Annotated in this window: 22 protein-coding genes and 1 pseudogene; 13 read left to right on the top strand and 10 right to left on the bottom strand. The window is 66.9% G+C overall.

Features of this window, described 5'->3' with window-relative positions:
- The first annotated feature begins 46 nt into the window (after nucleotides 1-46).
- The 4 genes from ABE472_RS06995 (at nucleotide 47) to ABE472_RS06980 (ending at nucleotide 3764) form a co-directional block, all read left to right on the top strand.
- A complete protein-coding gene (locus tag ABE472_RS06995) occupies nucleotides 47-1204 on the top strand; it encodes an ATP-binding protein (RefSeq protein ID WP_346465950.1) in 1158 nt (385 codons plus the stop codon).
- Nucleotides 1197-1565, top strand: a complete 369-nt coding sequence (locus ABE472_RS06990; RefSeq protein WP_121037386.1) for a response regulator — start codon at nucleotides 1197-1199, stop codon at nucleotides 1563-1565. The genes ABE472_RS06995 and ABE472_RS06990 overlap by 8 nt, the downstream gene beginning before the upstream one ends.
- 110 nt (nucleotides 1566-1675) lie before the next feature.
- Nucleotides 1676-3460, top strand: coding sequence for an EAL domain-containing protein (locus ABE472_RS06985; RefSeq protein WP_346465949.1), 1785 nt, complete (start codon nucleotides 1676-1678; stop codon nucleotides 3458-3460).
- Between the two features lie 64 nt (nucleotides 3461-3524).
- Entirely contained in the window at nucleotides 3525-3764 is a 240-nt protein-coding gene (locus tag ABE472_RS06980; protein ID WP_313211129.1) for a DUF1653 domain-containing protein, read from the top strand.
- 38 nt (nucleotides 3765-3802) lie between these two features.
- On the opposite strand, the gene ABE472_RS06975 is transcribed toward ABE472_RS06980, so the two are convergent.
- Nucleotides 3803-4798, bottom strand: coding sequence for a GAF domain-containing protein (locus ABE472_RS06975; protein ID WP_346465948.1), 996 nt, complete (start codon nucleotides 4796-4798; stop codon nucleotides 3803-3805).
- Nucleotides 4799-4952: 154 nt separating this feature from the next.
- Here ABE472_RS06975 and ABE472_RS06970 point away from each other — a divergent pair, with 154 nt between their 5' ends.
- The 3 genes from ABE472_RS06970 to ABE472_RS06960 all read left to right on the top strand — a co-directional run bounded on the left by ABE472_RS06970 (nucleotide 4953) and on the right by ABE472_RS06960 (nucleotide 9446).
- Nucleotides 4953-5177, top strand: a complete 225-nt coding sequence (locus ABE472_RS06970; protein WP_346465947.1) for a hypothetical protein — start codon at nucleotides 4953-4955, stop codon at nucleotides 5175-5177.
- A 163-nt stretch (nucleotides 5178-5340) separates the two neighbouring features.
- On the top strand, nucleotides 5341-6555 hold the full coding sequence (locus ABE472_RS06965; RefSeq protein ID WP_313211126.1) for an MFS transporter: 1215 nt from the start codon (nucleotides 5341-5343) through the stop codon (nucleotides 6553-6555).
- Between the two features lie 146 nt (nucleotides 6556-6701).
- Nucleotides 6702-9446: a UvrD-helicase domain-containing protein gene (locus ABE472_RS06960; protein ID WP_346465946.1), complete on the top strand. Its 2745-nt coding sequence runs from the start codon at nucleotides 6702-6704 to the stop codon at nucleotides 9444-9446.
- An 18-nt stretch (nucleotides 9447-9464) separates the two neighbouring features.
- Here ABE472_RS06960 and ABE472_RS06955 read toward each other — a convergent pair whose 3' ends face one another.
- The 9 genes and pseudogenes from ABE472_RS06955 to ABE472_RS06915 form a co-directional block, all read right to left on the bottom strand.
- Nucleotides 9465-10253: a CHAD domain-containing protein gene (locus ABE472_RS06955; RefSeq protein ID WP_346465945.1), complete on the bottom strand. Its 789-nt coding sequence runs from the start codon at nucleotides 10251-10253 to the stop codon at nucleotides 9465-9467.
- A 55-nt stretch (nucleotides 10254-10308) separates the two neighbouring features.
- Nucleotides 10309-12251, bottom strand: a pseudogene (locus ABE472_RS06950) (response regulator).
- Complete coding sequence (locus ABE472_RS06945; protein ID WP_346465944.1) at nucleotides 12238-13098, bottom strand: ATP-binding protein; 861 nt, start codon at nucleotides 13096-13098, stop codon at nucleotides 12238-12240. The pseudogene ABE472_RS06950 and the gene ABE472_RS06945 overlap by 14 nt, the downstream one beginning before the upstream one ends.
- On the bottom strand, nucleotides 13095-14111 hold the full coding sequence (locus tag ABE472_RS06940; RefSeq protein ID WP_346465943.1) for an ATP-binding protein: 1017 nt from the start codon (nucleotides 14109-14111) through the stop codon (nucleotides 13095-13097). The genes ABE472_RS06945 and ABE472_RS06940 overlap by 4 nt, the downstream gene beginning before the upstream one ends.
- Nucleotides 14102-14503 (bottom strand): anti-sigma regulatory factor, encoded by a 402-nt coding sequence (locus ABE472_RS06935; protein ID WP_121037420.1) that lies wholly within the window; start codon nucleotides 14501-14503, stop codon nucleotides 14102-14104. Before ABE472_RS06935 ends, ABE472_RS06940 begins: the two co-directional genes overlap by 10 nt.
- Nucleotides 14500-14871 carry an STAS domain-containing protein gene (locus ABE472_RS06930; RefSeq protein ID WP_019184175.1) on the bottom strand — a complete coding sequence of 124 codons (372 nt, stop codon included), beginning with the start codon at nucleotides 14869-14871 and terminating at the stop codon, nucleotides 14500-14502. The genes ABE472_RS06935 and ABE472_RS06930 overlap by 4 nt, the downstream gene beginning before the upstream one ends.
- Before the next feature lies 1 nt (nucleotide 14872).
- Nucleotides 14873-15733 (bottom strand): STAS domain-containing protein, encoded by an 861-nt coding sequence (locus ABE472_RS06925; protein WP_313212650.1) that lies wholly within the window; start codon nucleotides 15731-15733, stop codon nucleotides 14873-14875.
- 355 nt (nucleotides 15734-16088) lie between these two features.
- Nucleotides 16089-17126, bottom strand: coding sequence for a hypothetical protein (locus ABE472_RS06920; RefSeq protein WP_313212651.1), 1038 nt, complete (start codon nucleotides 17124-17126; stop codon nucleotides 16089-16091).
- Nucleotides 17127-17242: 116 nt separating this feature from the next.
- The gene (locus ABE472_RS06915; protein ID WP_346465942.1) at nucleotides 17243-17758 is read right to left on the bottom strand and encodes a hypothetical protein; all 516 of its coding nucleotides are present in this window, start codon (nucleotides 17756-17758) and stop codon (nucleotides 17243-17245) included.
- Nucleotides 17759-18224: 466 nt separating this feature from the next.
- On the opposite strand from ABE472_RS06915, the gene ABE472_RS06910 reads away from it, so the two are divergent.
- The 6 genes from ABE472_RS06910 to ABE472_RS06885 all read left to right on the top strand — a co-directional run bounded on the left by ABE472_RS06910 (nucleotide 18225) and on the right by ABE472_RS06885 (nucleotide 24975).
- The gene (locus ABE472_RS06910) at nucleotides 18225-19574 is read left to right on the top strand and encodes a TlpA disulfide reductase family protein (RefSeq protein WP_313212654.1); all 1350 of its coding nucleotides are present in this window, start codon (nucleotides 18225-18227) and stop codon (nucleotides 19572-19574) included.
- 116 nt (nucleotides 19575-19690) lie between these two features.
- Nucleotides 19691-20272, top strand: coding sequence for a YceI family protein (locus ABE472_RS06905; RefSeq protein ID WP_346462628.1), 582 nt, complete (start codon nucleotides 19691-19693; stop codon nucleotides 20270-20272).
- Nucleotides 20269-20718, top strand: a complete 450-nt coding sequence (locus ABE472_RS06900; RefSeq protein WP_346465941.1) for a protein-disulfide reductase DsbD domain-containing protein — start codon at nucleotides 20269-20271, stop codon at nucleotides 20716-20718. Before ABE472_RS06905 ends, ABE472_RS06900 begins: the two co-directional genes overlap by 4 nt.
- Nucleotides 20719-20731: 13 nt before the next feature.
- A complete protein-coding gene (locus ABE472_RS06895; protein ID WP_346462630.1) occupies nucleotides 20732-21733 on the top strand; it encodes a cytochrome c peroxidase in 1002 nt (333 codons plus the stop codon).
- On the top strand, nucleotides 21730-22266 hold the full coding sequence (locus ABE472_RS06890; protein ID WP_346462631.1) for a TlpA disulfide reductase family protein: 537 nt from the start codon (nucleotides 21730-21732) through the stop codon (nucleotides 22264-22266). The genes ABE472_RS06895 and ABE472_RS06890 overlap by 4 nt, the downstream gene beginning before the upstream one ends.
- A 144-nt stretch (nucleotides 22267-22410) precedes the next feature.
- On the top strand, nucleotides 22411-24975 hold the full coding sequence (locus ABE472_RS06885; RefSeq protein ID WP_346465940.1) for a TonB-dependent receptor: 2565 nt from the start codon (nucleotides 22411-22413) through the stop codon (nucleotides 24973-24975).
- Nucleotides 24976-25139: the final 164 nt, after the last annotated feature.

The raw sequence follows: 25139 nt of genomic DNA, 5'->3' as shown, positions 1-25139 counted from the left end.
GTCGCCCCTACGGTTCGGTCCCTTATCGGGGGAGTCGATAACCGTCGTGGTCCAGGCCGTATCCAGCGTTGCACCGCTCGCCGACGAAAGCCGGCAGCTGAAGCTGTTGATCGACAACGTGAGCGATCACGCGATCTATCTGCTCGATACGCAGGGCAGTATCTGCAGCTGGAACCGTGGCTGCGAACGGGTCAAGGGCTATGCCGCCGAGGCCGTCATCGGCAAGCACGTCAGCCTGTTCTATACCCCCGAAGACCAGCAGCTGGGCGTCCCGGAGCAGGCGCTGGCGCACGCCCGGGACCATGGCCGCTTCGTCGGTGAAGGGTGGCGGGTGCGCTGCAATGGCGAGCGGTTCCGCGCCGGCGAGGTGATCGAGCCTGTCCGCGAAGACGGCTGCCTGCTCGGTTTCGTCAAGGTCACCCAGGATGTCACCGAACGCTACCAGGCCCAGCGCCTGCTGCAGGATGCGCAGCGCGCGCACGTGCAGCAGCGCCAACTGGACAATGTCGGCCGGCTGACCCGCGGCCTGGCCCATGAATTCAACAACCTGCTGACCACCATCGGCAACGCCCTGGACCTGATCGCCCTGCGCCCCGGCGCCGACGGGCGCACCCAGGCGCTGGTGGACCTGGCCCATGCCGCCGCCGACCGCGGCTCGCTGCTGACCCGCCAACTACTGGCGTTCTCCGCTGATCAGACGCTGGTGCGCGAGCCGGTCCTGGTACAGGATTTCCTGCTCGATGCCCTGCCCGTACTGCGCCGCGCCTGCCCGGCGGGCATCGAGGTGCAGCTGGATCTGACCTCGGATCTGCCCCCGATCGTCACCGATGGCGTACAGTTGCACAGCGCCGTGTTGAATCTGGTGCTCAATAGTGGCGAAGCGATGCCCCAAGGCGGCACGGTCACGATCACGGCCGAGGTCGAACAGCGGCTGGCGCCGGATCTGTCCCAGCCCATGCGCCGCCACTATGTCGCCATCGCGGTGACCGATCAGGGCAATGGCATGCCCCCGGACGTCGCCGAGCGCGCCAGCGAGCCGTTCTTCACCACCAAGGAAATCGGCAAAGGCAGCGGACTGGGGCTGAGCCAGGTGTTCGGCTTCGTTTCCCAGTGCGACGGCTTCGTCGACGTACAAACCGCCCCCGGACGCGGGACCACCGTCCGTCTGTTGTTACCTGTCATTGAGGAAGTCGAGCATGTCTGAGCCCCTACGCGTATTGATGGTCGAAGACCAGCAGGACCTGCGTGAACTGATCGGCCAGGCGCTGCAGGACTTCGGCATTGAAATCCACACCGCCGACGACGGCCCGGCCGCGCTGCGGCTGATGCAGGACCCGGGCGGTTTCGATGTGGTGTTCAGCGATATCAGCATGCCCAACGGCATGAGTGGGGTTGAGTTGAGCGAGCATGTGGCCGATGTGCTACCCAATGCGCGCATCATCCTGGCCTCCGGTTACGCCCGCTCGCAGCTGCCGCCGCTGCCCGAACATGTCGAATTCCTGCCCAAACCGTATCGTCTGCGCCAGCTGGTGACGTTGCTGCAGTCACCGGTCGCGCCCTGCTGAGCGAGCGCACTGCCGCCAGCGTGAACGCTTCATCCGCGCCGCTCCTGCTTCACATCGGTTCTGCATTCCACTGGGGATAGTAGTGGTGTAGTCGGAACAGGGTGCGGTAGATGCTGGACAGAAGTGATGATGTAGATCGGATGGCGTTGATCGAAGCGCTCAACGTGATGGACCCTGCGTTGGGTACTGCGCTGGACCCGATCACCGAACTGGCGGCGTTTACCTTCGGCGTTCCAATTGCGCTGGTGTCCATCTTCGATGCCGAGCACCAGCACATCATCTCGCGCGTCGGGCTGACGCTCACCCGCAACGAACGGCACGCATCGATCTGCGCATGGGCGTTGGGCGCCAGCGCCGTGCTGCAGGTGACGGACCTGCGCCTGGATGCGCGTTTTGCCGACAATGCCCTGGTGACCGGCCCGCAGCAGCTGCGCTTCTACGCTGGTGCCCCGCTGATCACCAAGGCCGGCATCGCACTCGGCACGCTGTGCATCATGGGCCGTGAGCCCCGTCAGTTGTCGGCCGAAGAACAGCTGCAGCTGCAGACGCTGTCACGGGTGGTGGTCGCGCAGATGGAGCTGAAGATGTCGCTGGGCCGGCGCGAGCAGATCAGCGGCCTGCCCAACCGGCAGCAGTTCCAGGCCGACCTCAATGCCCTGTCCCGCCGTGGCCAGTCGCATGCATTCACCGCAGTGCTGCTGGATGTATTCGATCTGCAAAGTGCCAACGAGGCCGGCCAGGCGCTGGGCATGAAGCCGGTGGAAACCTTGCTGCGCCAAGCGGCGCTGCGGGTGCAGGACGTGCTGCGCGATATCGCACAGGTCTATCACGTGGGCGTGACCCGCTTCGCCTTCCTGCTGCCGGACCACTCGCACCACCAGACCGAGGCACTGCTTGAGCGCCTGCGCATCCGTATGCGCCGGCCGCTGATGGCCGGCCGCATTCCGATGTCGCCGCAGTTCCACGCCGGTGTATGCGACTTCCGCCCCGTCCCGGGCCAGACCGCGGATCTGGTCCGCAAATGCCTGGTCGCCATGCACCACGCGATCCAGACCGATGCCTGCCTGTGCTGGTACTCGCAGGAACGCGACGATGCCCTTCGCCGGCGTTACCGCTTGGCCTCCGACGCCGGGCGCGGGCTGGCCCAGCACCAGTTCAGCCTGGTGTACCAACCACGCTTCGATCTGCTCGACGGGCTGCCGGTATCGGCCGAGGCACTGCTGCGCTGGACCCACCCGATGCTGGGTCCGGTCAGCCCCGGCGAATTCATCCCGGTGCTCGAGCGCACCGCGCTGATGCCGGCGATCAGCCGCTGGGTCATCGATCACGCCCTGGCCCAGGCCGCGCAATGGCAGGAGCGCGTGCCCGGCTTCAGCCTCTCCATCAATCTTTCGCCACGCGACTTCGATGATCAATGCGTATGGAGCGTCCTGTCGGAGCGACTGCACGCGTACGGTCTCGCCCCCGGCGTGATCGAAATCGAAATCACCGAAGGCCAATGGCTCAACCATCATCCTGCGGCGTTGCCGCAGTTGCGCGACATGGCGGCTGCCGGCGTGCGCATCGCGATTGACGACTTCGGCAGCGGCTACAGCAATTTCGGTTACCTCAGCGAGGTGCCGATCAGCCACATCAAGATCGACCAGACGCTGGTCACCGGGCTGGCGCGCTCGCGCACCGCGCGGCTCAAGGTGGAGGCCATCATCAAGCTCGCGCGGCAGCTCGGGTATCGCACGGTAGCCGAAGGCGTGGAGAACGAAGCCGAGCTCTCGCTGTTGCGGCTGTGGGGCTGCGACGAAGCACAGGGCTATCACCTCGCGCGGCCCATGCACCCTGACGCGGTGCTGCAGCTGGTCAGTGCCTGCCGCGCCGGTCCGTTGCCGGATGCCGGCTGAGACCCCGCGACGCCATCGGCAGCCCGGGCGATAATGGCCAGCCCGCCTGCCTCGCTGCCAGACCATGACCGATCTCACCCCGCTGCCCGCCCTGCCGCTCGGCCATTACCGCCATTTCAAAGGCGGCAACTACGAAGTGATCGGCGTTGTCCGCCACAGCGAAACGCTGGCGCCGATGGTGCTGTACCGGCCGCTGGATTCGGAGATCGGGCTGTGGGTGCGTCCGTTCGAGATGTTCGTCGCGCAGGTGGAGGTGGACGGGCAGTGGCGTGCGCGTTTTGCGCGGGTCGAGGTAGACGGCTGAGGGGACAAAGACCTGCGCAGCGCTGCCCAGCGGCGCGATCAGCCCAGGACTGCCCCTCGCGCGTCCACCAGCTCACGCAACCGCGCGGTCACCGTGCGGAACTGCTCCGGCAGCATCGCCGCCTCCAGTGCGTCGACCTGACCGGACAGCACCGACAGTGCATCACTCATGCTGGCCACCTTCTGGCCCGCCTCGGCGGATGCCTCCGGCACCTCCAGCTGCGCGCCGATGACGCCGGCCAGGATCTCGAATGCCTTCACCGTGGCGGTATCGAGCCTGGAGGGATTCGGATCCAGCGCGCACAGGGTGCCGTGGAACCCGCCATCGCGGCGGAACATCGGAACCGAGATGTAACTCTCGAACCCGTACAACGCCGGCGTGGGGTGGCTGGAAAATACCGGGTGGGTGCTGGCCTGATCGAACTGCACCAGATGGCGATGCTCACGGATTTCATCGCAGATGGTGGTTTCCAGCACCAGGTCTTCGCCCGGCCGCAGACCAAAATCGAGGCCGTCATGGACGGCGCATGCCGTCCATCGATCCGCCGTGACGCGTGCCACGGCGACGAAACGCATGCCGGTCATCGCACTGGCCAGTTCCAGCATGCCCGGCACGGCAGGCATCGCCAGCAACGCCGCGACATCGTCCAGACGTGGATCCGCCGAGATCGCAGGATCCGCCAAGGGCGCCGCGCCGGGACCGTCGTCGTCGAGCGGGTTCTCCATCGCGGCCAAGCGGCGATCCAGCACCTTCGCGTTGACCTCGTTGAAGAGACCGCGCACCGACGCGGACAACGCGCGCGGGTCCTTGATGGCGCCCACGAAATGGATGCCCTGCCCGACCAGCCGGATCTGCTCGACGCCGTGATCCAGGCGCAGCGATGGCCACGCCAGACGGTGCAGGATGCGCATCCAGTCACTGGGGGGCGTGCCATCCACAAGCGCGGTGACGATCACGCGTGACGCGCCAGCCCCATCCTGCAGACCGGGCAGATCAAAGCCGATGAGCGCTGGAAAGCCCGTACTGATAGACATCACAACCCCTATGGCCACATGGCGCAGCCATCGACAGGTGGTGGCTTTGAAGGCAAATTGTCGCACGAATGAGCGAGACTGGCCTTGACCGAAGCCGCCCGAACGGTGCAGCGGCCATCATGCGCGCACGGACATCTCTGCCACTGACAAAGGAATGCACGTGCTGGACGGTTTCTCGCTGTTGATTGGCCTCGGCTGGGCGCTGTTCGGGCTGCTGTGGATCTTCGTTCCCTTCGCCATCTTCGGCATCAAGGGGCTGCTGCGGGAGATCCTGGCCGAACAGAAGCGGACCAACGAGATTCTCAGCCGTGCGCATGGGGTCAGCCCCCCGCTGGACACGCCGGAGGGACTGCCGTTCAGGCCCGAGCGCTATCCGTGAAGACTCGACAACAGCCCATCAGGACGGGCGTCCCGGGCTGACCCGGATGCCCTTGCCGCAGGTGCGCAGTGTCCCGCGGATCCAGCGTTCTACCCAAGGGCCTGATTAATGTTGCGCCGCAGCAGTACAATGCCGCGCTCCCCCGATCGACGCCGCCGCCTGCATGAGCTCCTCCTCCGTCCCTCTGGCCGCCCGGCTCTCGCCGCGCGAGCGCACTCTGATTCTGCTGGCCTTGTCGCTGGGCGGCTTCGCCATCGGCACCAGCGAGTTCGCCAGCATGGGGCTGATGCTTGAGATCAGCCGTGGTCTGTCCATCAGCGAAACACAGGTCGGCCACCTGATCAGTGCCTACGCCGTCGGCGTGGTGGTCGGCGCACCAGTACTGGCCTTTGCCGGTGCCGGCTTCGCTCGCCGCAACCTGCTGCTGGCGCTGATGGGGTTCTATGCCATCGGCAACCTGGCCAGCGCGCTGGCGCCGAACTACGGCACGATGTTGCTGGCCCGCTTCGTCGCCGGTCTGCCGCATGGCGCGTATTTCGGCGTGGCAATGCTGGTGGCCGCCGCGATCAGTCCCCCGGCCCAGCGCGGCGCGGCGGTCTCGAAGGTGCTGCTCGGCCTGTCCGTTGCCATCCTGGTCGGCAACCCACTGACCACCTGGCTCGGCCAGCAGCTCAGCTGGCGCACTGCTTTCGCGGTGGTCAGTGTGTTGGCGATTGCCACCGTGGCCATGATCGCGCGCTTCCTGCTGCCCGATCCGGATGAAGTCCGCACCTCGCCGATGCGCGAGCTGCGCGCCTTCAACCGCACCCAGGTGTGGCTGGCGCTGGCGATCGGTTCGGTCGGTTTTGCCGGCATGTTCTGCGTGTTCACCTACCTCGCCCCGACCCTGGTGCAGGTCACCGGCCTGGCCGAATCGTGGATGCCGCTGGCGGTGGGCATTTTCGGCATCGGCGCGATCATCGGCAACGTGGCCGGGGGCTGGCTGGTGGACCGCTTCCAGTTCCGCGCCGCGGCCGTGGTGCTGGTCTGGTCGATCCTGGTGCTGCTCGCCTTCCCGCTGGCCGCGCAGTCGGTGTGGAGCGTGTTCCCGATGATCATTGCCGTCGGCACCATGGGCGCCCTGGCGGCCGTACTGCAGACCCGCCTGATGGATGTGGCGGGCGAAGCGCAGACGCTGGCGGCCGCCTCCAACCACGCGGCGTTCAACACCGCCAACGCACTGGGGCCGTGGTTCGGCGGCATGGCGATCGGCGCCGGCTTCAGCCCGGCGGTGACCGGTTACGTGGGCGCCGCCACCGCGCTGGGCGGCCTGCTGCTCTGGGGCGTGGCGATGCTGGTGGATCGCCGCTCGCGCAGCGTGCCGGTGCTGCAGCAGTAAGCGCACCGCCAGCCCCGTCGGCCAATTCAACTCCCTGCCCAGGCAGGGATTTTTTTTGGTTTCCCCTATCATGGGCATCCGATCAAACCGCGCCACCCGTGCTGTTCCGGCCACGGCCGCAACGATGGCCGCACCTGGATACACCGATGACGTACGAATGGGCCCCGAGCGACTGGGGTCAACGCCTCACGCGATCACCGCACTGGCGCCTGCGCCTGGAAGGCGACCAGCTGGTGCTGACCGTGGACGGCCGCCCCTGCCCCGCGCCGCTGGAGGCACTGCAGGTGCACCCGCGCCTGCCGTGGGCACGGCTTACCCTGCACCGCGACGGGCAGGCCCCGCTGACGCTCGGCGGCCTGAACGCCGCTTCGGCTCGACAGTTGGCCTCCACCTTGGCCGAGCTGCGCGGTGAACAGCGCCAGCGCGACCATGTCGCCCTGTTCCAGCAGGCCTACGCCGCGATCGAGCGCTGGCTTGGCCAGGTGCAGACCGCCACCGAACGGGCCGACGAGGAAGCGCTGTGGCTGACCCACGAGCAACAACAGGCGCTGCTGCAGGCGCGCCCCGCCCTGCCACTGGAGGAAGAGGCGCTGTGGGCGGTGTTCGACAACGCCGCGCTGCGCAGCCAACTCGAGGGTGATCCCGCTGCGATCGAAGCAACCTTGATGCTGTGGCTGGCCGACTGGCCAGCGATGTGGGCACGCCGCAATGAGGCCCATCAGGCGCGCGAGCGGATGGCCAGCCGTGCGTTGCTGGATCACGTGGAAAGCCGCCCGCTCACCGATGAGCAGGCCCGGGCAGTGATCTGCTTCGACAACCGCGTCCAGGTGGTGGCCGCCGCGGGTTCGGGCAAGACCTCGACGATGGTGGCCAAGGCGGCGTACGCGATCGAACGCGGCCTCGTCGCGCCAGAGCGCATCGTCATGCTCGCCTTCAACAAGGAGGCCGCCACGGAACTGCAGACACGCGCCGATCGCGCGTTCCATCGCATTGGCCTGGGCGAGGTCCGGGTGGAGGCGCGTACTTTCCACGCGCTGGGCCGGCACATCATCGCCCAGGCCACGGGGCGGATGCCGCAGGTGCCGGAGTGGGCCGTGGATGCCACGCAGGGCTTTCACCGGCTGGCCGAGATCATCGACCAGCTCAAGGACCGCTCTCTCCATTTCCGTACCCAGTGGGACCTGTTCCGGCTGGTGTTCGGTCGTGATCTGCCCGTCACCGGCGGGCCGCTGGATGCCGAGGAATGGGACAAGGATGGGCAGGGCTACGTGCGTACGCTGCAGGGTGAGCGCGTGCGCAGCATCGAAGAATGCGTGATCGCGGACTGGCTGTTCTACAACGGCGTGGACTATGCGTACGCCCGGCGGCACGCCTTCGATGCCGGCACGGACGAGTACCGCCAGTACCGGCCGGATTTCTGCTACCCGGGCATCGGGCTGAACCACGACCACCTCGCCCCGGATGGACACGGCCCGTCGCCGGCGCCGCCGGATGGCCACCCGCGCTCCCACGGCGCCGAGCGGATCGAGACCTCCTCGCACGAACTGCGCACGGGCGAACTGTTCCTGCGGCTGGGCGATGCACTGTCACAGCGCGGTCTCGAGCTCGACCCGAATCCCGACCGCGAACTGCCCGAGGGCGGCGCGACACCGATGCCGGATACCGACCTGATCGGCCTGGTCCGGACCTTCATCAGCCACGCCAAGAGCAACGGCCTGCACGTGCAGGACATGGTCGAGCGGCTGCGCGGGCTGCCGGACGATCACTTCAAACACCGTTACCGCCTGTTCCTCGAGCTCATCATTCCGATCCTGGACGGCTGGGACGATGCGCTGGTCGCGGAAGGTGGGATCGACTTCGAGGACATGCTCAACCAGGCTGCCGAGCACCTGGAACAGGGTCGCTGTGTCGCGCCGTTCGACCTGGTGATGGCCGACGAATTCCAGGATGCCTCGCGCGCCCGGGCGCGTCTGTGCCGCGCGCTGGTGCAGGCGCCGGGCAAACATCTGTTCGCGGTCGGTGACGACTGGCAGTCGATCAACCGGTTCGCCGGCGCGGACGTCTCGGTGATGACCGGCTTCCTGGATTGGTTCGGCCCGGGCCAGGTGCTCAAGCTTGAACAGACGTTCCGCTGCCCGCAGGCGCTGTGCGATGTCTCCAGTGCGTTCGTGTCACGCAATCCAACCCAGATACCCAAGCAGGTCCACTCGCTCACCCCGGCGTATGGCGCGGTGCTGCAGGCCTTCCAGGTGGCCTCGCGCGACCGGCTGGCCGGCGCGGTCGAGCAGTACCTCGAACGACTGCACCAGCAGCTGCTGACCGGCCAGGTACCGCCAGGCCGGGACGGCAAGGTCACCGTCTTCGTGCTGGGCCGCTACAACGCCGAGCGCGCGATGCTTCCGGCCAGCTGGAACGCGCGTTACGGGCAGCACATGCAGGTCAGCTTCCTCACCGCACACCGGTCCAAGGGCATGGAAGCGGACTACGTGATCCTGCCCGGCATGCTGGATCGCCGCTTCCCCAACGCGCGCGCGGATGACCCCGTACTGGCGCTGGCGATGCCCGACGGCGATGCGTACCCGCTCGGTGAGGAACGCCGGTTGTTTTACGTCGCGCTGACGCGCGCGCGCCGTTCGGTGGCGATGTTCACCGTGCAGGGCCGACGTTCGGCGTTCCTCACCGAACTGGTCAACGACGGCGCGGTACGCGTGACCTCGATGGCCGGAGACACGATCCACGAGCAGGCCTGTCCCGCCTGCAAGGTGGGGGTGATCGTGCCGCGCACCGGGCCGTATGGCGCGTTCCAGTCATGCTCGGCGTATCCCCGCTGCGAGTACAAGCCGCCGAAGGCAGGGGGCCATGCCGGCGTGCGTACGGTCGCGGGGGCCTGAGGGATACGCTTGCCTTGCTCAGCCGAGCGCAGCGGCCAGTGCGGCATCGATCTGCGCAAGCAAGCCACGCCGTTCCGGCACGCCCGGCATCACCCGCACCAGGTTGCGGACCATCCGCAGGTCCTGTTGCCTGCCAAGCTGATCACCCAGCGCATGCAGCGCGCGCGCCTGGTGGCCCGGCCCTTTCCGTTTGATCGAGGCCGCAAGCGCACTGTCCAGCGCGGGCATCGCCTCCAGCTGCATCCGCAGGCGACGCACTCTGCGCCGCCAGCGATGCAGGTCCTGCGGATCTCCAGTGCGGGCAGCGCGCTTCTCCGCCTTGGCAGTACGGCGTTCACTGCGGGCCAGACCCCTGCGGAGATCGCGCCCGCTCAGCGCGTCCCATGGCTGCGCCTGGAGTTCGCCGGCGATACGCAGCAGCGCCGCGTGACGACGCGCAAACGCCGGGTCGCGCGCCAGCGCCCGGGCGAGCACTACGTCGCGCCGCGCCATCAACCGCCTGCACACCTCCGTCCACGGCGGGGCGGGCTGCTGCGCGGCGAGGTGCTGGCAGGTCTCCACCACCACATGGGCATCGCGCAAGGCCGACAACCCTTGCCCGAGCCGGCGCAGGCTCGCGTCGGTCCGGGCGGTCTCAAGGTCGCTGCTCTCCAGCACGGCGAGCAGCGCGCGAAGGCGGCGGATCGTCTTGCGCGCCCGATGCACGGCATCGTGGACATCGGGCTGGAGCGCCAGCGCAGCGGCGATGGCCCTGCACTCACGGTCTGCCAGTGCGCGGGCGGCAGGGCCGATGGCGGGTGGCGACATGGCGGTTTCCCCCGGAGGCGTCGGGGGATTGTACCCATGCCGGCGGTCCGCCAGCTCAGCCCGGGTTGAACATCTGCCGCACGCCCCGAAGCAGCTCGTTCACGCTGAACGGCTTGGGCAGCAATGACATGCCCTGCCCCAGGAATTCATTGCGGACGGCTGCACTCTCCGTGTAACCGGTGACGAACAGCACCGGCAAATGCGGGCGCAACACCCGAGCCGCATCGGCAAGCTCACGGCCGTTCATGCCCGGCAGACCCACATCGGACAGCAGCAGGTCCAGGTCACGGTCCGAATGCAGTTCCAACAGGGCCTGCTGTGCGTTGATGGCTTCCACGACCTGGTAACCGGCCTCGACCAGCATCTCCCGGACCATCATGCGTACCGAATCGGTATCGTCGACCAGCAGAATCCGCTCGGCGCTGCCACGGGTCAGCTGTGCGGGTGCCAATGTGTCGTGGGCCGCAGACTGGAGCTGCCCCTCGGGCAGCAGCAGCTCGATCTCGGTGCCCTCGCCACGTTCGCTGGCAATGCGCGCACTGCCACCGGACTGCCGCGCGAACCCGTAGGTCATCGACAACCCCAGCCCGGTGCCCTCGCCCTGCGGCTTGGTGGTGAAGAAGGGCTCGAATACCTTGGTCAACAGCTCTGCGGGTATGCCGACGCCATTGTCGAGCACCGTCACGGTGATGTAGTGGCCAGGCGCCAGCTCATGGTCGCGCTCGATCCGGGCCGCCCGGCGCGGATGCGGATCAGCCCCTGGCCCGCCAGTGCATCGCGGGCGTTGATGACCAGGTTGAGGATCACGTTCTCGAACTGGTTCGGGTCGGCGACCGCGATCAGGGGTTCAACGCCCAGTTCCAGCTCGAGTTCGATGTTCTCACCGATCGATCGCTGCAGCATGTCTTCCAGCGAGCGCACCCGCGCGACCACATCGAAGGTCTGCGGATCGAGCGGCTGCTTGCGGGCAAACGCCAGCATGCGCTGGGTCAGCGCAGCGGCACGGTGTGCCGAGCCCGTGGCGATCTCGACGTAGCGCGAAGCTTTGTCCCATTTACCGCTGGAGGCGGCGATCTCGATCATGTCCAGCCCGGAGATGATCGTGGTCAGCAGGTTGTTGAAATCGTGCGCGATGCCGCCGGTGAGCTGGCCCAGCGCGTCCATCTTCTGCGCCTGCATCAACTCGATCTCGGTGCGCTCGCGCTCGGCGATCTGGAACGCCAGTTCGGACGTGGCGCTTTCCAGTTCCTGGCGCTGCTCGTTGGCGCGCGCATGGTGTTCGGTGGTGTCTTCGATCAGCACCAGGCCCTGCCCGGCGGCCTGGTACGGGGTCACCCGCCATTCGGTCATGCGCAGGACCCCGCCGACCCGAAGGCTGAAGGTACCCTGCCAGCGCTCGCCTTCGGCCAACGCCACTTTCAATGCACTGAGCGGGGCGAGCTGATCCTGCAGCAGCTGATCGAGTTGGCCTGGTCCTGCCTGCTGACCCAGCAGACGGGTAAAGGCATCGTTGGCATCATGGGCGTTGAGCGACGCATCCAATACCGCGATCGGGGCATTGATGTGACGGAAGATTTCGCGGAACCGCGCCTCGGTATCGCGCAGGGCTTCCTCGGCACGACGGGCGCGCAGCAGGCTGCGCAGCGTCGCCAACAACACATCCGGATCGACCGGATGGATCAGATAGGCATCGGCGCCGGCGTTGAGGCCAGTGATCATGTCACCGGTCGCGATGGATGCGGCCGAGACGTGCACCACGGGAAGCAACTGCAGCCGCGCGTCCTCACGCAACTGGCGCACCACATCGAAGCCGCTCATGTCCGGCAGATTCACATCCAGCACCAGCGCGCCGAAATCATGCTCGGCCAGGCGCGCGAGCCCCTCACCGCCGGTGCCCGCTTCCTCGACATGGAACCCGTGGTGCTCAAGTACGCGGCGCACCGCGTAACGGGTCGCCACATTGTCATCCACCACCAGGATGCGATCAGGGCTGGGCATGCGTGGCCTCCGTGGCCAGTGTCAGCGGCAGTACGACATAGAAGTCCGAGCCTTTGCCGACGTCACTCTCGACCCCGACATGCCCACCCAGCAGCTCGGCAAATCGCTTGCACAGGGACAAACCAAGACCGGTTCCGCGCAGGCGCTTCTGCAGCGGGGTATCCACCTGCACGAAATCCTCGAACAGGGTGGACTGCAGCTCCGCCGGAATGCCGATACCGGTGTCGCGGACACTGAAGCGCACCGCGTTCTCCCCCTCCCGCTGGGTCGATACCACCACCTGGCCATTGGGCGTGAACTTCAATGCGTTGGAAATGAAATTGCGCAGTATCTGCGCCAGCTTCTTGTCGTCGGTATAGAGCAGCGGCATGACCGGCGGGTCTTCGAATACCAGGTCCACCTGGTTGCCCTCCACCAGCGGGCGGAACATGCCACGCAGCGCAGAGAACAGGTCCATCAGGTCGAACCAGGCCGGTGAAATGGTGATGCGCCCCGCCTCGATCTTGGCCAGATCCAACAGGTCGTCCACCATCTCGCGCAGTTCACTGGTCGAGGCGCTGATGAAACGCACCTGCCGGCGCTGCTCCTCGGTCAGCGGGCCATCCATGCCGTCCTCCAACAGCCGCGTCATGCTCAGGATCGAGCCCAGTGGCGTGCGGAACTCATGGCTCATGTAGGACAGGAACCGACTCTTCAGCTCGGACACCTCGCGCAGCTGCTCGGCCTGCTCGTCCAGCTCGGCATACAAGGCGAGCACCCCCTGATTGGTTTCATCCAACTCAGCGCGCAGCGCATCGGCTTCCAGCCGCAGCCGTTGCAGCTCCTGATCATCGGGTGAAGCGCTCAATGCAGATCTCCAAGACGCAGGGCAACAATGCCGGCGTCATCCCGGCCACGATCGAAATCACGCTGCAGCACCGCCACGATCAATGCCGGGTGGCGGTGCAGCAGACCGGGGTAGTCACGCAGGCTCCAGCGTGCCTGCAGGCCATCACTATGCATGACCAGCAGCGTGCCTGCGGCCGCGTGAAAATGGAATGGTTGTGCCTTGCGGTACTGCACGCCCACGATACCCGGGTGTGACGCCAACCCACGCGAACCGGTGGGCTCGCACAGGCTCGCGGCGATATTGCCGATACCGGCAAACTCCACCTGCAGGGTGGCCACGTCCACGCAGGCAACGGCCGCTGCACCGCCCCGGGTGCCGGACATGCCCGCGTGCAGGACGCCGATCAATGCCGGTGCGCCGCCCGCGGCCGTGTGCGCGACCGCCTCCACGCCGGCCCGCGAGGCATCGGCGGCGGGAAGTCCATGGCCGAGTCCATCGATCACGGTCACCGCCACGGTCTGTCCGTCGGCGCGGATATGCCAGGCATCGCCGCAGGCCAGCTCGTGCCGCATCGGAATGCGCAGCGCACCGTAGGCCACATCGATATCGCGTGGCGCACGACTGGCGTAGATCCGCGCCACCACCACCGCTCCCTTGGCATCGGACCAGGCATCCAGCACGGTGGCCTGACGCTGGATCGCACCCAGCCCCAACCCCTGGGTGCCCCCGGTCGAGTAGCCGTCTGGAAGACACTCCGCCAGGGAAAAGCCCGGACCGGTGTCCACGGTGCACAGCTCCACGCCGTTACCGCCGCGGCCACAGACCACGGACAGGTACATGCGTCCGCCGCGCCCATGCTTGAGCACGTTGGTCGCCATCTCCGTGGCCACCAACGCCGCGCGGCCGGCGTCCATTTCATCCAGGCCGACATGATCGGCCAGCGCCAGCGCTTCGCGCCGGGCCTGTCCGACCTGGGAGGTTTCTTCGACCAGCACGACCCGCGTTACCTGGCCGGCGAAGTTCAGCTCCATTTGGTGATCGTGATGCGGGTGCCCTGCCCCGGCGCACTCTCCAGTTCGAATTCATCCACCAGGCGACGCGAACCGGACAGCCCCAAGCCCATGCCCGAGCCGGATGACCAGCCATCGGTCAGGGCCTGCGCGACATCGGGGATGCCGGGCCCGTTATCGGCGAAGACCAGCCGGACGCCTTTGCGCAGGCCTTTCTCCACGACCTCCCAGTCCATGGTCCCGCCGCCGCCGTAGATCACGGCGTTGCGGGCCAACTCGCTGGCGGCCGTGACCAGCTTGGTCTGGTCGATCAGACGCAGCTTGCATGCCACGCAGATCTGGCGTGCGGCCTGGCGGGCCAGCACGACGTCCTGCTCGATGCGGATCGGCAGCGAACCACTGGACGCACTCATGAGGCAGCTTCGTCTTCGTCGGTACGCTGCAGCAGCTTCATGCCACGCTCCACATTGAGCGCGGTGCGCACGCCACTGAGCGTAAGCCCCAGCTCCACCAGCGTGATTGCCACGGCCGGCTGCATGCCCACCACCACGGTGGTGGCATCCATGATCCGGGCCAGCGACGAAATGGTGGCGATCATGCGGCCGATGAACGAATCGACGATATCCAGTGCGGAAATGTCGATCAGCACACCGCGCGCGGAGGTGCTGCGGATCTTCTCGGTGAGGTCGTCCTGCAGCGTCAGCGCCAGCTGGTCATGCATGTCCACCTGGATCGTCACCAGCAGCAGATCGCCCATCTGCAGGATCGGGATGCGCTCCATCTCAGCGGGCGGTCCGGGTGACGGTCTGGCCGGTGCGCTTGAGCGCCAGCGCCAGTGCGTCGGCCAGATTGGCCTTGGTCACGATGCCCTGCAGGTCCAGCCCGAGGTGCACGATGGTCTGGGCGATCTGCGGCCGCACGCCGCTGATGATCGCATCGGCGCCCATCAGGCGGATGGCGGTGACAGTCTTCAGCAGATGCTGGGCCACCAGCGTATCCACGGTCGGCACGCCGGTGATATCGATGATGGCGATTTCAGAACCGGTATCCACGATGCGCTGCAGCAGCGACTCCATCACCACCTGGGTGCGCTGCGAATCCAACGTGCCGATCATCGGCAGCGCCAGCACACCGTCCCACAGCTTCACCACGGGCGTGGACAGCTCAAGCATTTCTTCCTGCTGGCGCTGGATCACGTCTTCGCGAGTTTTCTGGAACACGCTGACCGTGTGCAGCCCGAGCTGATCGATCAGCTCGGAGATCGCCCACAGCTGGTCGCCCAGGTGCGCCGGGTCATTGGCATACCCCTGCTGGATCACGTCGAACAGCGGTCGCTTCAGCGAGAAGATGAAGCTGGCGGTCTCCGCGGAATTGAATCCCTTCAGGACGCGCTCGCGCGACAGTTCCTCCAGGAAACGCCGGATATCCTGCCACTCTGCCCGCGCGACGGCACTCACGTCGGTGGCCGACAGCGCATCCAGGAACAGGCGCCAGAACTCGCGGACCTGGACATCCAGCTCGCGGGAGGAAAGGCGGCCGTCCTGCGCCTGGCTGGTACCGGCCAGATTGCCGGCCCATGCGGCGAGCACAGGCTCCTGGTGGCTGCGGATGAGATCGATCGTGCGCTGCTGCAAAGCCGCCATGGAGAGGGTCCTGGAAAAAGGGGGGATACGGGGGTGACGCGCGACCCATCTCCGATATGAATGGGGGCCGCAATGGTGAAAGCTTAAATGAATTCAGGAAGATTGGGCACGAAGGCCGATGCCCGCAACGTGAAGGTTTTCTCCACCTCCCTGACTCGTTCAGACAGCCACGCCGCAGCGAGCGCCCAGCGCCTCTACAACATCGGGTCCCTACAACGCATCAGGCCGCCCGAAGGCGGCCTGATGGGTGAGCGGTCAGCGCAGCAGCGCGAACAACAGCAGCAGCGGAATCGGAATCCCGAGCATCCACAGCAGAATGTACTTCATGGTGTTTCCTCCCTTGAGGTGGTCAGGATCACAGGTCGCGGCGACGGCCGCCCCAGGTGGCACTCAGGCTGGCGATGAACGCACCGATGAGCAGCGTGATGAACAGCCACAACGCGGCGTAGGCGGTTGCCTTGCGGGCATCGTCAGCCGCCTGCTTGGCCTGCACCTTGGCGTTGTCCAGCGCCGCACGCAGGCGGGTCTGCACATCGGTGACGCGGGCCTGTGCTTCGGCCTGGCTCATGCCGGTCTGCGCCGCCACCAGCTGCCCCAGATACTGGGTGTCGGCCGGGTCCATGGTGTCGGACTTCAGGCTGTTGAGGATGATGCGGTTGACCTCGGTACGCACTTCACGGCTGTCCGGACGACGGTCGGCACCCGGCATCGGGCGCGGCGGCGGCGGTGCACCGTTGGCGACCGGTGCCGGTGCCGACGCGTCGGCCGGGCCGGCCGGCGGCGCGGGCTGCGCAGCGGTCGGGTTGGCACGGAAGAGTGAATCCACCCAGTACTGCACGTCACCCTGGTCGCTGCCCATCGCAGCCGAGCCTGCACCGGCGGCAGCGATACCGCCTGCCGTCGAGGCGGCGGCACCGGCAGTGGCGCCGGCAACCTTGGCACCGGCGCCCAGGATGCCGCCGATGGCCGAGGTCAGCAATGCGGCAGTGAGCAACGTGGCCACCGCCCAGGAGACGAACCCATGCGCGGTGTCGCGGAAGTAGGTCTCATCCCCGTGGATGTTGCTCCACTTCGTGCGCAGGCGGCCAGCCAGATAGCCACCCAGACCGGACGCGGCGATGGCGGTAAAGGTCAGCCACGCGATGCTGGACCAGCCAAACGTTTCTGCCGTCACGCCTTCAAACGACCACGGCGACACCGACGACAGGCCCAGGCCCACGCCGAGAATCACCAGAATCAGTGACAGCGCAGCGGCGGCAATGGCACCGGCCAGAATCGCGCCCCATGACACCGCGCTATCGCGCGGCAGGTCCACCACGGGCGGTGGGGTGACCACGGCGACGGTCGCCGCAGCGACGGGTTCGGGGTGGGCGTAATCGCCTCGGGTATTCATAGCGTATGGCACTCCTTTTCATGCGCTGCGGATGCAGCTCGCATCGGCAGGCTGCGCTTGAGCTCGTGAAATACGCGAGACGCTGAAAACAAGACCGTGTGGACGCGTTGCCCGGCTCAGACCCGTCGGCCGAGCAGCATGAACATCCCGAACAGCCCACCGAGCGCGCCAACGATCGCCAGCTCGATGGATGGCTCACGCAAGCGCAGCGCCATGACAATGCACACCGCTCCAAGCGCCATGATCACCGCACCGATGGCAGCGGCACGCGCGGAGCCGTAGAAGTGCGTGCGGCGGATCGGCTTACTCAGTGCCGGCTGTTTCCGCTGCCAGGCATCCAACGCCTGCTGGAACTCGCGCAGCAAGCGCTCCCGGCTCTGCAGATCGGCAGCGCTGACCATCAGCGTCGCCCGGCCGGGACGCACCAGCTTCAGATAATCATCGGTGCCCCAGCTGGAGAGCGCATCGAATGGCACCGCGTCGCGGCGCGAGAACATCAGTCCGTCGGGCATGATCATGACCTCGTTGCGGGTAGGGAATCCCTGGAAGGCCAGCAACGGCGGAATCACCAGGCACGCCATGGCGACCACGATCGCGACGCCTACCGGCCCACGATTGAGCACGATGAACATGAAACTGCCGGCAGCAAGTACGAATGCCAGCGGCACCGCCAACTGGTGCCAACGGGTGTAGACCGACACCTGGATACCTTCCCTGGGCTTCACGATGACTTGCTCCTCTATCGGCACGCGGCGGCGGTGCTACTCGGCCTGCCTGCGGCATTGCGCCCGGCCAGTGGGCGCTTCAGGCCGCCATGGTCTTCGATGTGGCGGGCGGCGGCAAATACGCAACCCGGCAGCACCGGCGCGTGCTGATATCAAAACGGTTATCAGCCTGCCATCGTCGCGCCGCTGAATATGCTGATGAACATGCGTACCAAGCGGCGATGAACTTTTACGACATTCACGTGGCAATAATCCAGTCACGCCAGGGATGGCACGTGACCGGCCAGGGATGGCCTTTCAGCGGATGCAGTGGAACGGGGGCTGCATCGCCGGCGACTTGGCGCGACCAAGGGGATTATCTGGAAGCACTCTCATGACACTGGCATTATCCGGTCGCGTCGTCGCGACCCTGTTGTTCGCTACAAGCCTGGCCTTCGCCCTGCCTGCCGCGGCCGCCGCCAAAGCACCGTTTCCTGCCGAAGGCGTGTGGCGTGGCGAATTCACCATCGATGGCGACCCCATCCCCTTCAACTTCGAAGTAAAGGGCAAGCGCGCGCAGGACGCGACCTTCACCCTGCTCAACGGCACGCGCACGGACAAATTCAAGGTCACCCCGCGCGATGACGGGACATTTTCGGTGCGGATGAACACCTACGATGCCGTCCTGGAAGGCAAGGTCTCCGAGGATGGCAGACACCTCGTTGGCCAGTACAAGGACCTGGTGCCCAGCCGCAACGGGGCGCGCAACCTTGCCTTCACCGCCGAACAGGGCGCGGCATGGCGCTTCGTCAAGCCAGGCCAGGACGAGGCGCCCGCGGCGGACCTCAGCGGCAAGTGGGCCGTGCAGACCATCGACAAGGCGGCCCGCCAGGACAAGCGCAACCAGGTGGCCCTGCTCAAGCAGGAAGGAAACCGCCTCTCCGGCGTGTTCATGACCGTCGTTGGCGACACCCGCGAGCTGGAAGGCACCGTACAGGGCAACCGCTTCTATCTGTCCGGCTTCAGCGGGCCGAGCCCGTTGCTGATCCGCGGCACGATCGATGAGGACGGCAACATCCAGGGCGCGTTCGGCAGCGGCATTTACAACGTGGTCAAGTTCGAGGCCGAGAAGAGCGACAAGGTGGAGCTGCCCGATCCGTACAAGCTCACCTTCCTCAAGGATGGCCAGGATCGCATTGATTTCAGCTTCCCCGATCTGCAGGGCAAGCCGGTCACGCTTCAGGACGACAAGTACCGCGGCAAGGTGGTGATCGTTGAAGTGATCGGCACCTGGTGCCCCAACTGCACCGACCAGACCTACTTCCTGGCGCCGTGGTTCAAGCAGAACCAGCACCGTGGGGTGGAAGCGGTGGCCGTCGCCTTCGAGCAGGAAGACAACTTCGATTATTTCCAGAAGACCCTGACCACCTTCAAGGATTATTTCGACATCCGTTACGACATCGTGTTCGGCGGTATCGCCGACAAGAAAGTCGCCACCGAGAAACTCAAGGGGCTCAATTACATGGCCGCCTTCCCGACCACGATCATCATCGGCCGCGACGGCAAGGTCCGCGAGATCTATACCGGCTACACCGGCACGGTCACCGGTGAGTATCACCAGGACTACGTGACCCGCTTCAACAGCCTGCTTGATGGGCTGATCGCCGAACCGGATCCGTACGCGGCCAGCGCCGCTGCTCCCGCCGCCCCGGCGACGACCACATCACTGGCGATCGCCCCGTAACCCGCTGCAGCGGCCAGCGCGTCTGGCCGTTGCTCACCCGCTCCTGCGCTGCCTGCCCGGCACGGTCTCTTCGTGATGCCGCGGGCGGCTGCGCGCCACTGCCCAGAGAACCTCACATGCGTACTGCCCTCCTGTTGGCCCTGTTCACCGCGGCCGCCGTGCCCGCCGTGGCGACCGCCGCACCGGTGACCTATCAGCTCGACCCCACCCACACCGATGTGCTGTTCACCTGGAACCACAACGGCTTCTCCTTCCCGACCGGCCGCGCGGCGATCAGCAGCGGCACGCTCATCTACGATGCGGCCAAGCCCGCTGCGTCGCAGGTGCAGGTGGAGCTGCCGCTGGCCGAGCTGGCCACCCACGTCCCGAAACTGGACGAGATCGTCAAGGGCGACAAGCTGTTCGATGTCGCCAAGCACCCGCAGGCCAGCTTCCGCAGTACCTCGGTCGTGCCGCAAGGCACCGGCCGCCTGAAAATCACCGGTGATCTGACGCTGCATGGGGTGACCCGTCCGGTCGTACTCGACGCCACCCTCAACAAGGTGGGTGAGCATCCCAGCCGCAAGGTGCCCACGATCGGCTTCAACGCCACCGCCGTCATCCGCCGCAGCGAGTTCGGCCTGACCGGGTTCCTGCCCAATATCGCCGACGAGGTGCAGCTGCGCATCACCACCGAGGGCCAGGGGGCGAAGGAGTGAGTTGCAGCCTTTCCCCGTGGGTTGCCGCGTTGCTGCTCATCCCGTTCGGCGCGGCCGCCGCCGACACCCCGAAAGTCGCACTCGATCCGCGCGTGGAAGCGCGCCCCGACGGCACCCGTGAGCTGGTGATCGACGCCCGCATCGAACCGGGTTGGATTCTGTATGCCTCCGATTTCGAGCAACCGCAGATCGGCCCGCGGGCGGCGCGGGTGACCCTGGCCGGTGGCGAACAGGCGCAGGGACCGCTGCACTCGGTCGCGCCGCGCGAAGGGCACGGCCGCAGTTTCGCCGGCGAGTATCGCTATACCTACTTCAGCGAACGCGGTCAGCTGCGCCTGCCGGTCGCCGCCGGCACCGGACCGGTAAACGGCACCCTGCGTGCCCAGGTGTGCTTCGAAGAGAGTGGGCTGTGCGAGCTGGTCCAGCAGGAGATCGCCGCGCGTTGAGCGCGGCGCCACCATGCCCCGCCCTGTCCGCTCCCTTGCCCTGCTGGCCGCGCTGATCGGCGTTGCGGTACTGGCGCCGGTGTTCTCCGCCGATGCCCCGACCTACGACGGCGATCTCTCCGACAACCCACGCGCCCAGCTGGGCCGCCAGTTGTTCTTCGATCCCATCCTGTCGCGCGACCGCACGGTGTCGTGCGCCAGCTGCCACCAGCCCGCCCGCGCATTCGCCGATGACCGTGCGCTCAGCCTGGGCGTGGAGGGCCGTGTGGGCACCCGCAATACCCCCAGCGTGATGAACAGTGCCGGGCGGACCCGCTTCTTCTGGGATGGCCGCAGCGAAACCCTGGAAGAGCAGGCCCTGGCGCCGATCGCCAATCCGCTGGAAATGGATCTGCCGGTGGATCAGGCAGTGGCCCGGCTGCTTGCAGACCCGGCGTGGGTCGCGCGCTTCCAGGCGACCTACAATGCCGCACCCAGCCCGCGGACGCTGGGCCGGGCGCTCGGCGCCTACCAGAAGACCCTCAATACCGTGGACAGTCCCTACGACCGCTATGCGCTCGGCCAGGAAGACGCGATCAGCGACGCGGCCAAGCGCGGCCGCCTGCTGTTCATCACCAAGGCCCAGTGCGTGAGCTGCCACGCCGGCGAGGATTTCACCTCGGACCGTTTCAAGAACATCGGCATCTACAACGGCCGCGAGTTCAATGACGAAGGCCGCGGCGGCATCACCGGCGATCCCACGCAGAAGGGCGAGTTCAAGGTACCCGGCCTGCGCAACGTCGCACTGACCGCGCCGTACATGCACAACGGCATGTTCAAGACCCTGCGCGAGGTGATCGTGTACTACGACGACCCCGGCAAGGTGATCCCCGATTCGATCGGCCGTGATGCACAGCTGCGCGATCCGCTGCACCTGACCGAAGCGGAGATCGACGATATCGAACAGTTCCTGCACACCCTGACCGATGACCGCTTCGCGTCGCGTGCGACGTCTTCGACGGCCTCCCCTCCATGACTTCTCCTGCTTCGCATCTGCCGGCGCTGCTGGCCACCGCACTGATGCTCGCGCTGCCCCTGGCATCGCACGCCGCCCCGCCAACACCCGCCGCCCCTGCCGGCCAGGCGGCACCTGCCCTGCACTGGACCGATCTGGACGGCGCCCCGGCGGCGCTGGCGCAATGGCGCGGCCGCCCGGTGCTGCTCAATTACTGGGCCAGCTGGTGCGGGCCCTGCCTGAAGGAGCTGCCGGACCTGCAGCATTTCTCGCAGGCGCAGGCACCGCTGCCGAACGGCGTGCAGGTGGTCGGCATCGCACTGGACGACATCGAGGCTGCCAACGCCCTGCGCGACCAGCTTCAGCTCACCTATCCGCAACTGGTGGAGAGCGACGGCCCCCCCGGTACCGCCGCCTCGTTCGGCAACCGCATCGGCACGCTGCCCTTCTCGGTGTTGATCGATGCGCAGGGCACGGTGCTGCAGGTCCACAACGGACCGCTGCATCCGGCCGATCTCGAGCGCTGGGCCGCTGCCGCGAGGGGCGCGCCGTGATCCACGCCCGGCGCATCGCCGCCGCGGCCGAACGCTGTTGTCCGGGTGCGCTGCGTCACCGCACCTGCTGATCCGGCACTACCGCCGTAGCCTGCCCGCCGCATGCCCCTGCGCATCGGCCTTTCTTCTCCCTGGGGATCTTCCATGCTGTCCACGCACCATCGCCTGCCGTTGGCCCTCGCCATCGTTTCCGCGCTCTCCCTGCCGCTTGCCGCCCACGCAGCGCCGGAGACGAATGCCAGTGCCATCACCGCTACCAGCACCGCCACGCTCGATACCGTCACCGTGACCGGCACCCGCGCGCAAGGCCGCACCGTGCGCGAAAGCGCGTCACCGATCGACGTGCTGTCGGCCGACGACATCCGCGCGGCCAACGCGACGAACCTGCTGGATGTGCTCAACACCACCGTGCCCAGCTTCAACCTGCCGCTGGAAACCGGCGATCTGAACAGCATGGTGCGCGCCGGACAGCTGCGCGGCCTCAACGCCAGCCACGTGCTGGTGCTGGTGGATGGCAAACGCCGCCACGCCACCGCACTGCTGGGCGCCGGTGGTTTCGGCGGCGCCGCACCGGCCGATCTCGCCCTGATCCCCACCGGGGCGATCGAACGCATCGAAGTGCTGCGCGATGGCGCCTCGGCGATCTATGGCTCGGACGCCATCGCCGGGGTGATCAATATCGTCACCAACAAGGCGGCGCGTGGCGGCAACGTCTCCTACCGCGATGGCACCTACTTCGCCGGCGAGGGTCGCTCCCGCGTGGTGCAGGCCGATGCCGGTTTCGGCATCGGCGACGGCGGCTATCTGCACCTGGCCGCCCAGCTGGACGACCAGCACGCCACCAACTACACCAGCCCCGCCCGCGACACCTTCCTGTACTACTTCCCCAGGGACGCCGCCGGCAATGCGATCCGCCCGGGGGGCAACCAGGCCAGCAACCCGACGCTGCCCGCCGGTGCCACGCCCGATCCGCGCGAAGCGACCCGCGACAACAATGCCTGGCGCAATCGTGGCATCCGCGCGTTCCGCACCAAGACCGCCACCGCCAATGCCAGCCTGCCTCTGGCGGCGACGGTAGAGGCCTACGGGCTGCTGACGCTCGCCCAGCGCGATGCATGGGCACCGCAGAACTTCCGCCAGCCACTGCGCAACGAAGTGGTCCGGGCCATCGATCCGGATGGCTTCGCCCCCACCGAGCACATCGACGAGAACGATGGCGCGCTGACGCTGGGCGTGCGCGGCCAGTTCGGCGAGTGGGATTGGGACCTCAGCAGCGGCTACGGGCGCGATGCGATGGACATCAACCTGCACAACAGCATCAACCCCACTTATGGGCTGGACAGCCAGACCGACTTCTATATCGGCGACCTGCGCTACAGCGCCTGGACCCACAATCTGGATGTGCGCCGCCAGCTGCAGACCGCGTGGCTGGCCGCGCCACTGGAGCTCAGCGCGGGTGCGGAGTACCGCGACGAGCGCTACCGGATCGGCGCCGGCGACGTACAGTCCTATACCCATGGCGGGCAGCGGGTGCTGGATGGTCCGTATGCCGGCACCGTACTGGGCATCGGCCTGGGCGGCTCGCAGGCCCTGCCCGGCTATCGGCCGGAAGATGCGGTGGATGTCAGCCGCGACAGCGGCGCGGTGTACGTGGGCGTCGCTGCCGATCTGGGCACACGCTGGCGCGTGGACCTTGCCGGCCGGCACGAGCGCTACTCCGATTTCGGCAGCGAGAGCACCGGCCGCCTTTCGACCCGCTTTGCCCTGCACCCCCGGCTTGCCCTGCGCGGCACGATCAGCAACGGCTTCCAGGCTCCCTCCTTGGCCGCGCAGGCCTACCGCAACACCTCCAATGGCAATTTCTACACCGACCACATCCTGCAGGCCGGCTCGCCGCAGGCCATCGCCCTGGGCGCGCAGCCACTGCGCCCGGAAACCTCGCGCAGCCTCAGCCTGGGGATCGTGGCCGAGCCGTGGCAGGGCGCATCACTGACCGTGGATGCCTACCGCATCGATGTGGACGATCGCATTGCCCTGTCCACCACCTTCCGCGAGGGCCTGTATCCCGGCTCCGGTGCGCTGGTGACCTCGGTCGGGCTCGGTGCCCAGGACGGTGTGCGCTACTTCATCAATGCCGCTGACACCCGCACCGAAGGCGTGGAGGCGACGCTGGAAGGGCGCTGGGATCTTGGCCGCGCCGGTGCCCTGCGCTGGACCCTGGCCAGCAGCCATACCCGCGCGAAGATCACCGGCCTGGCCCCCACGCCCGCGGTGTTGGCGGCCTTCAATGTGCCGGTCTTCAGCACCGGCTCGCAGAACGAACTGCTGTACAAGGCGCCGAAGTCCCGCCAGGTGCTTGGCCTGGACTGGTCGCTCGGCCGTTACCGGGTCGGCCTGCGCCAGAGCCGTTATGGCGATATCCAGCGCTATGGCTCCCCCACCACGGTGGCCACCAGCGGGCCGTATGCCGGCCAGGCCGAGATCGCGTATGACATCGGCGGCCTGTGGATCACCGATCTGCAGCTGGGCGCCACCCTGCCCGGTGGCTGGGACGTGGCCTTGAACGCCAACAACGTCTTCGACCGCAAGGTCACGAAACTGCCTGAGCCGCTGCTCGCCGCGAACGAATACTACCGGTACGCCAATGGCGGCCCGGTCGATGGCTCGGGCGGGCTGTGGTCGGCGACGGTGCGTTACCGTTGGGACTAGCATTCCAGCAACGCAAGGAACCCCGTCTCATCCTCACGGACCAGGATGATCGCCTATGCAAAAATGAGGGAACTGTGGCACACCGCGTCGCAGTGGACGGTGTGAGCTCCTGACGACCAGGCGACGCCGTGCCATTCGCGCGGTGGTCACCACTGGCAACGAGC

It is taken from the genome of Stenotrophomonas sp. TWI809, from assembly GCF_039673205.1.
Lineage (GTDB): Bacteria > Pseudomonadota > Gammaproteobacteria > Xanthomonadales > Xanthomonadaceae > Stenotrophomonas.
Note: the sequence above shows the minus strand (reverse complement) of the source record. Positions and strands in the feature narration are given on the sequence as shown.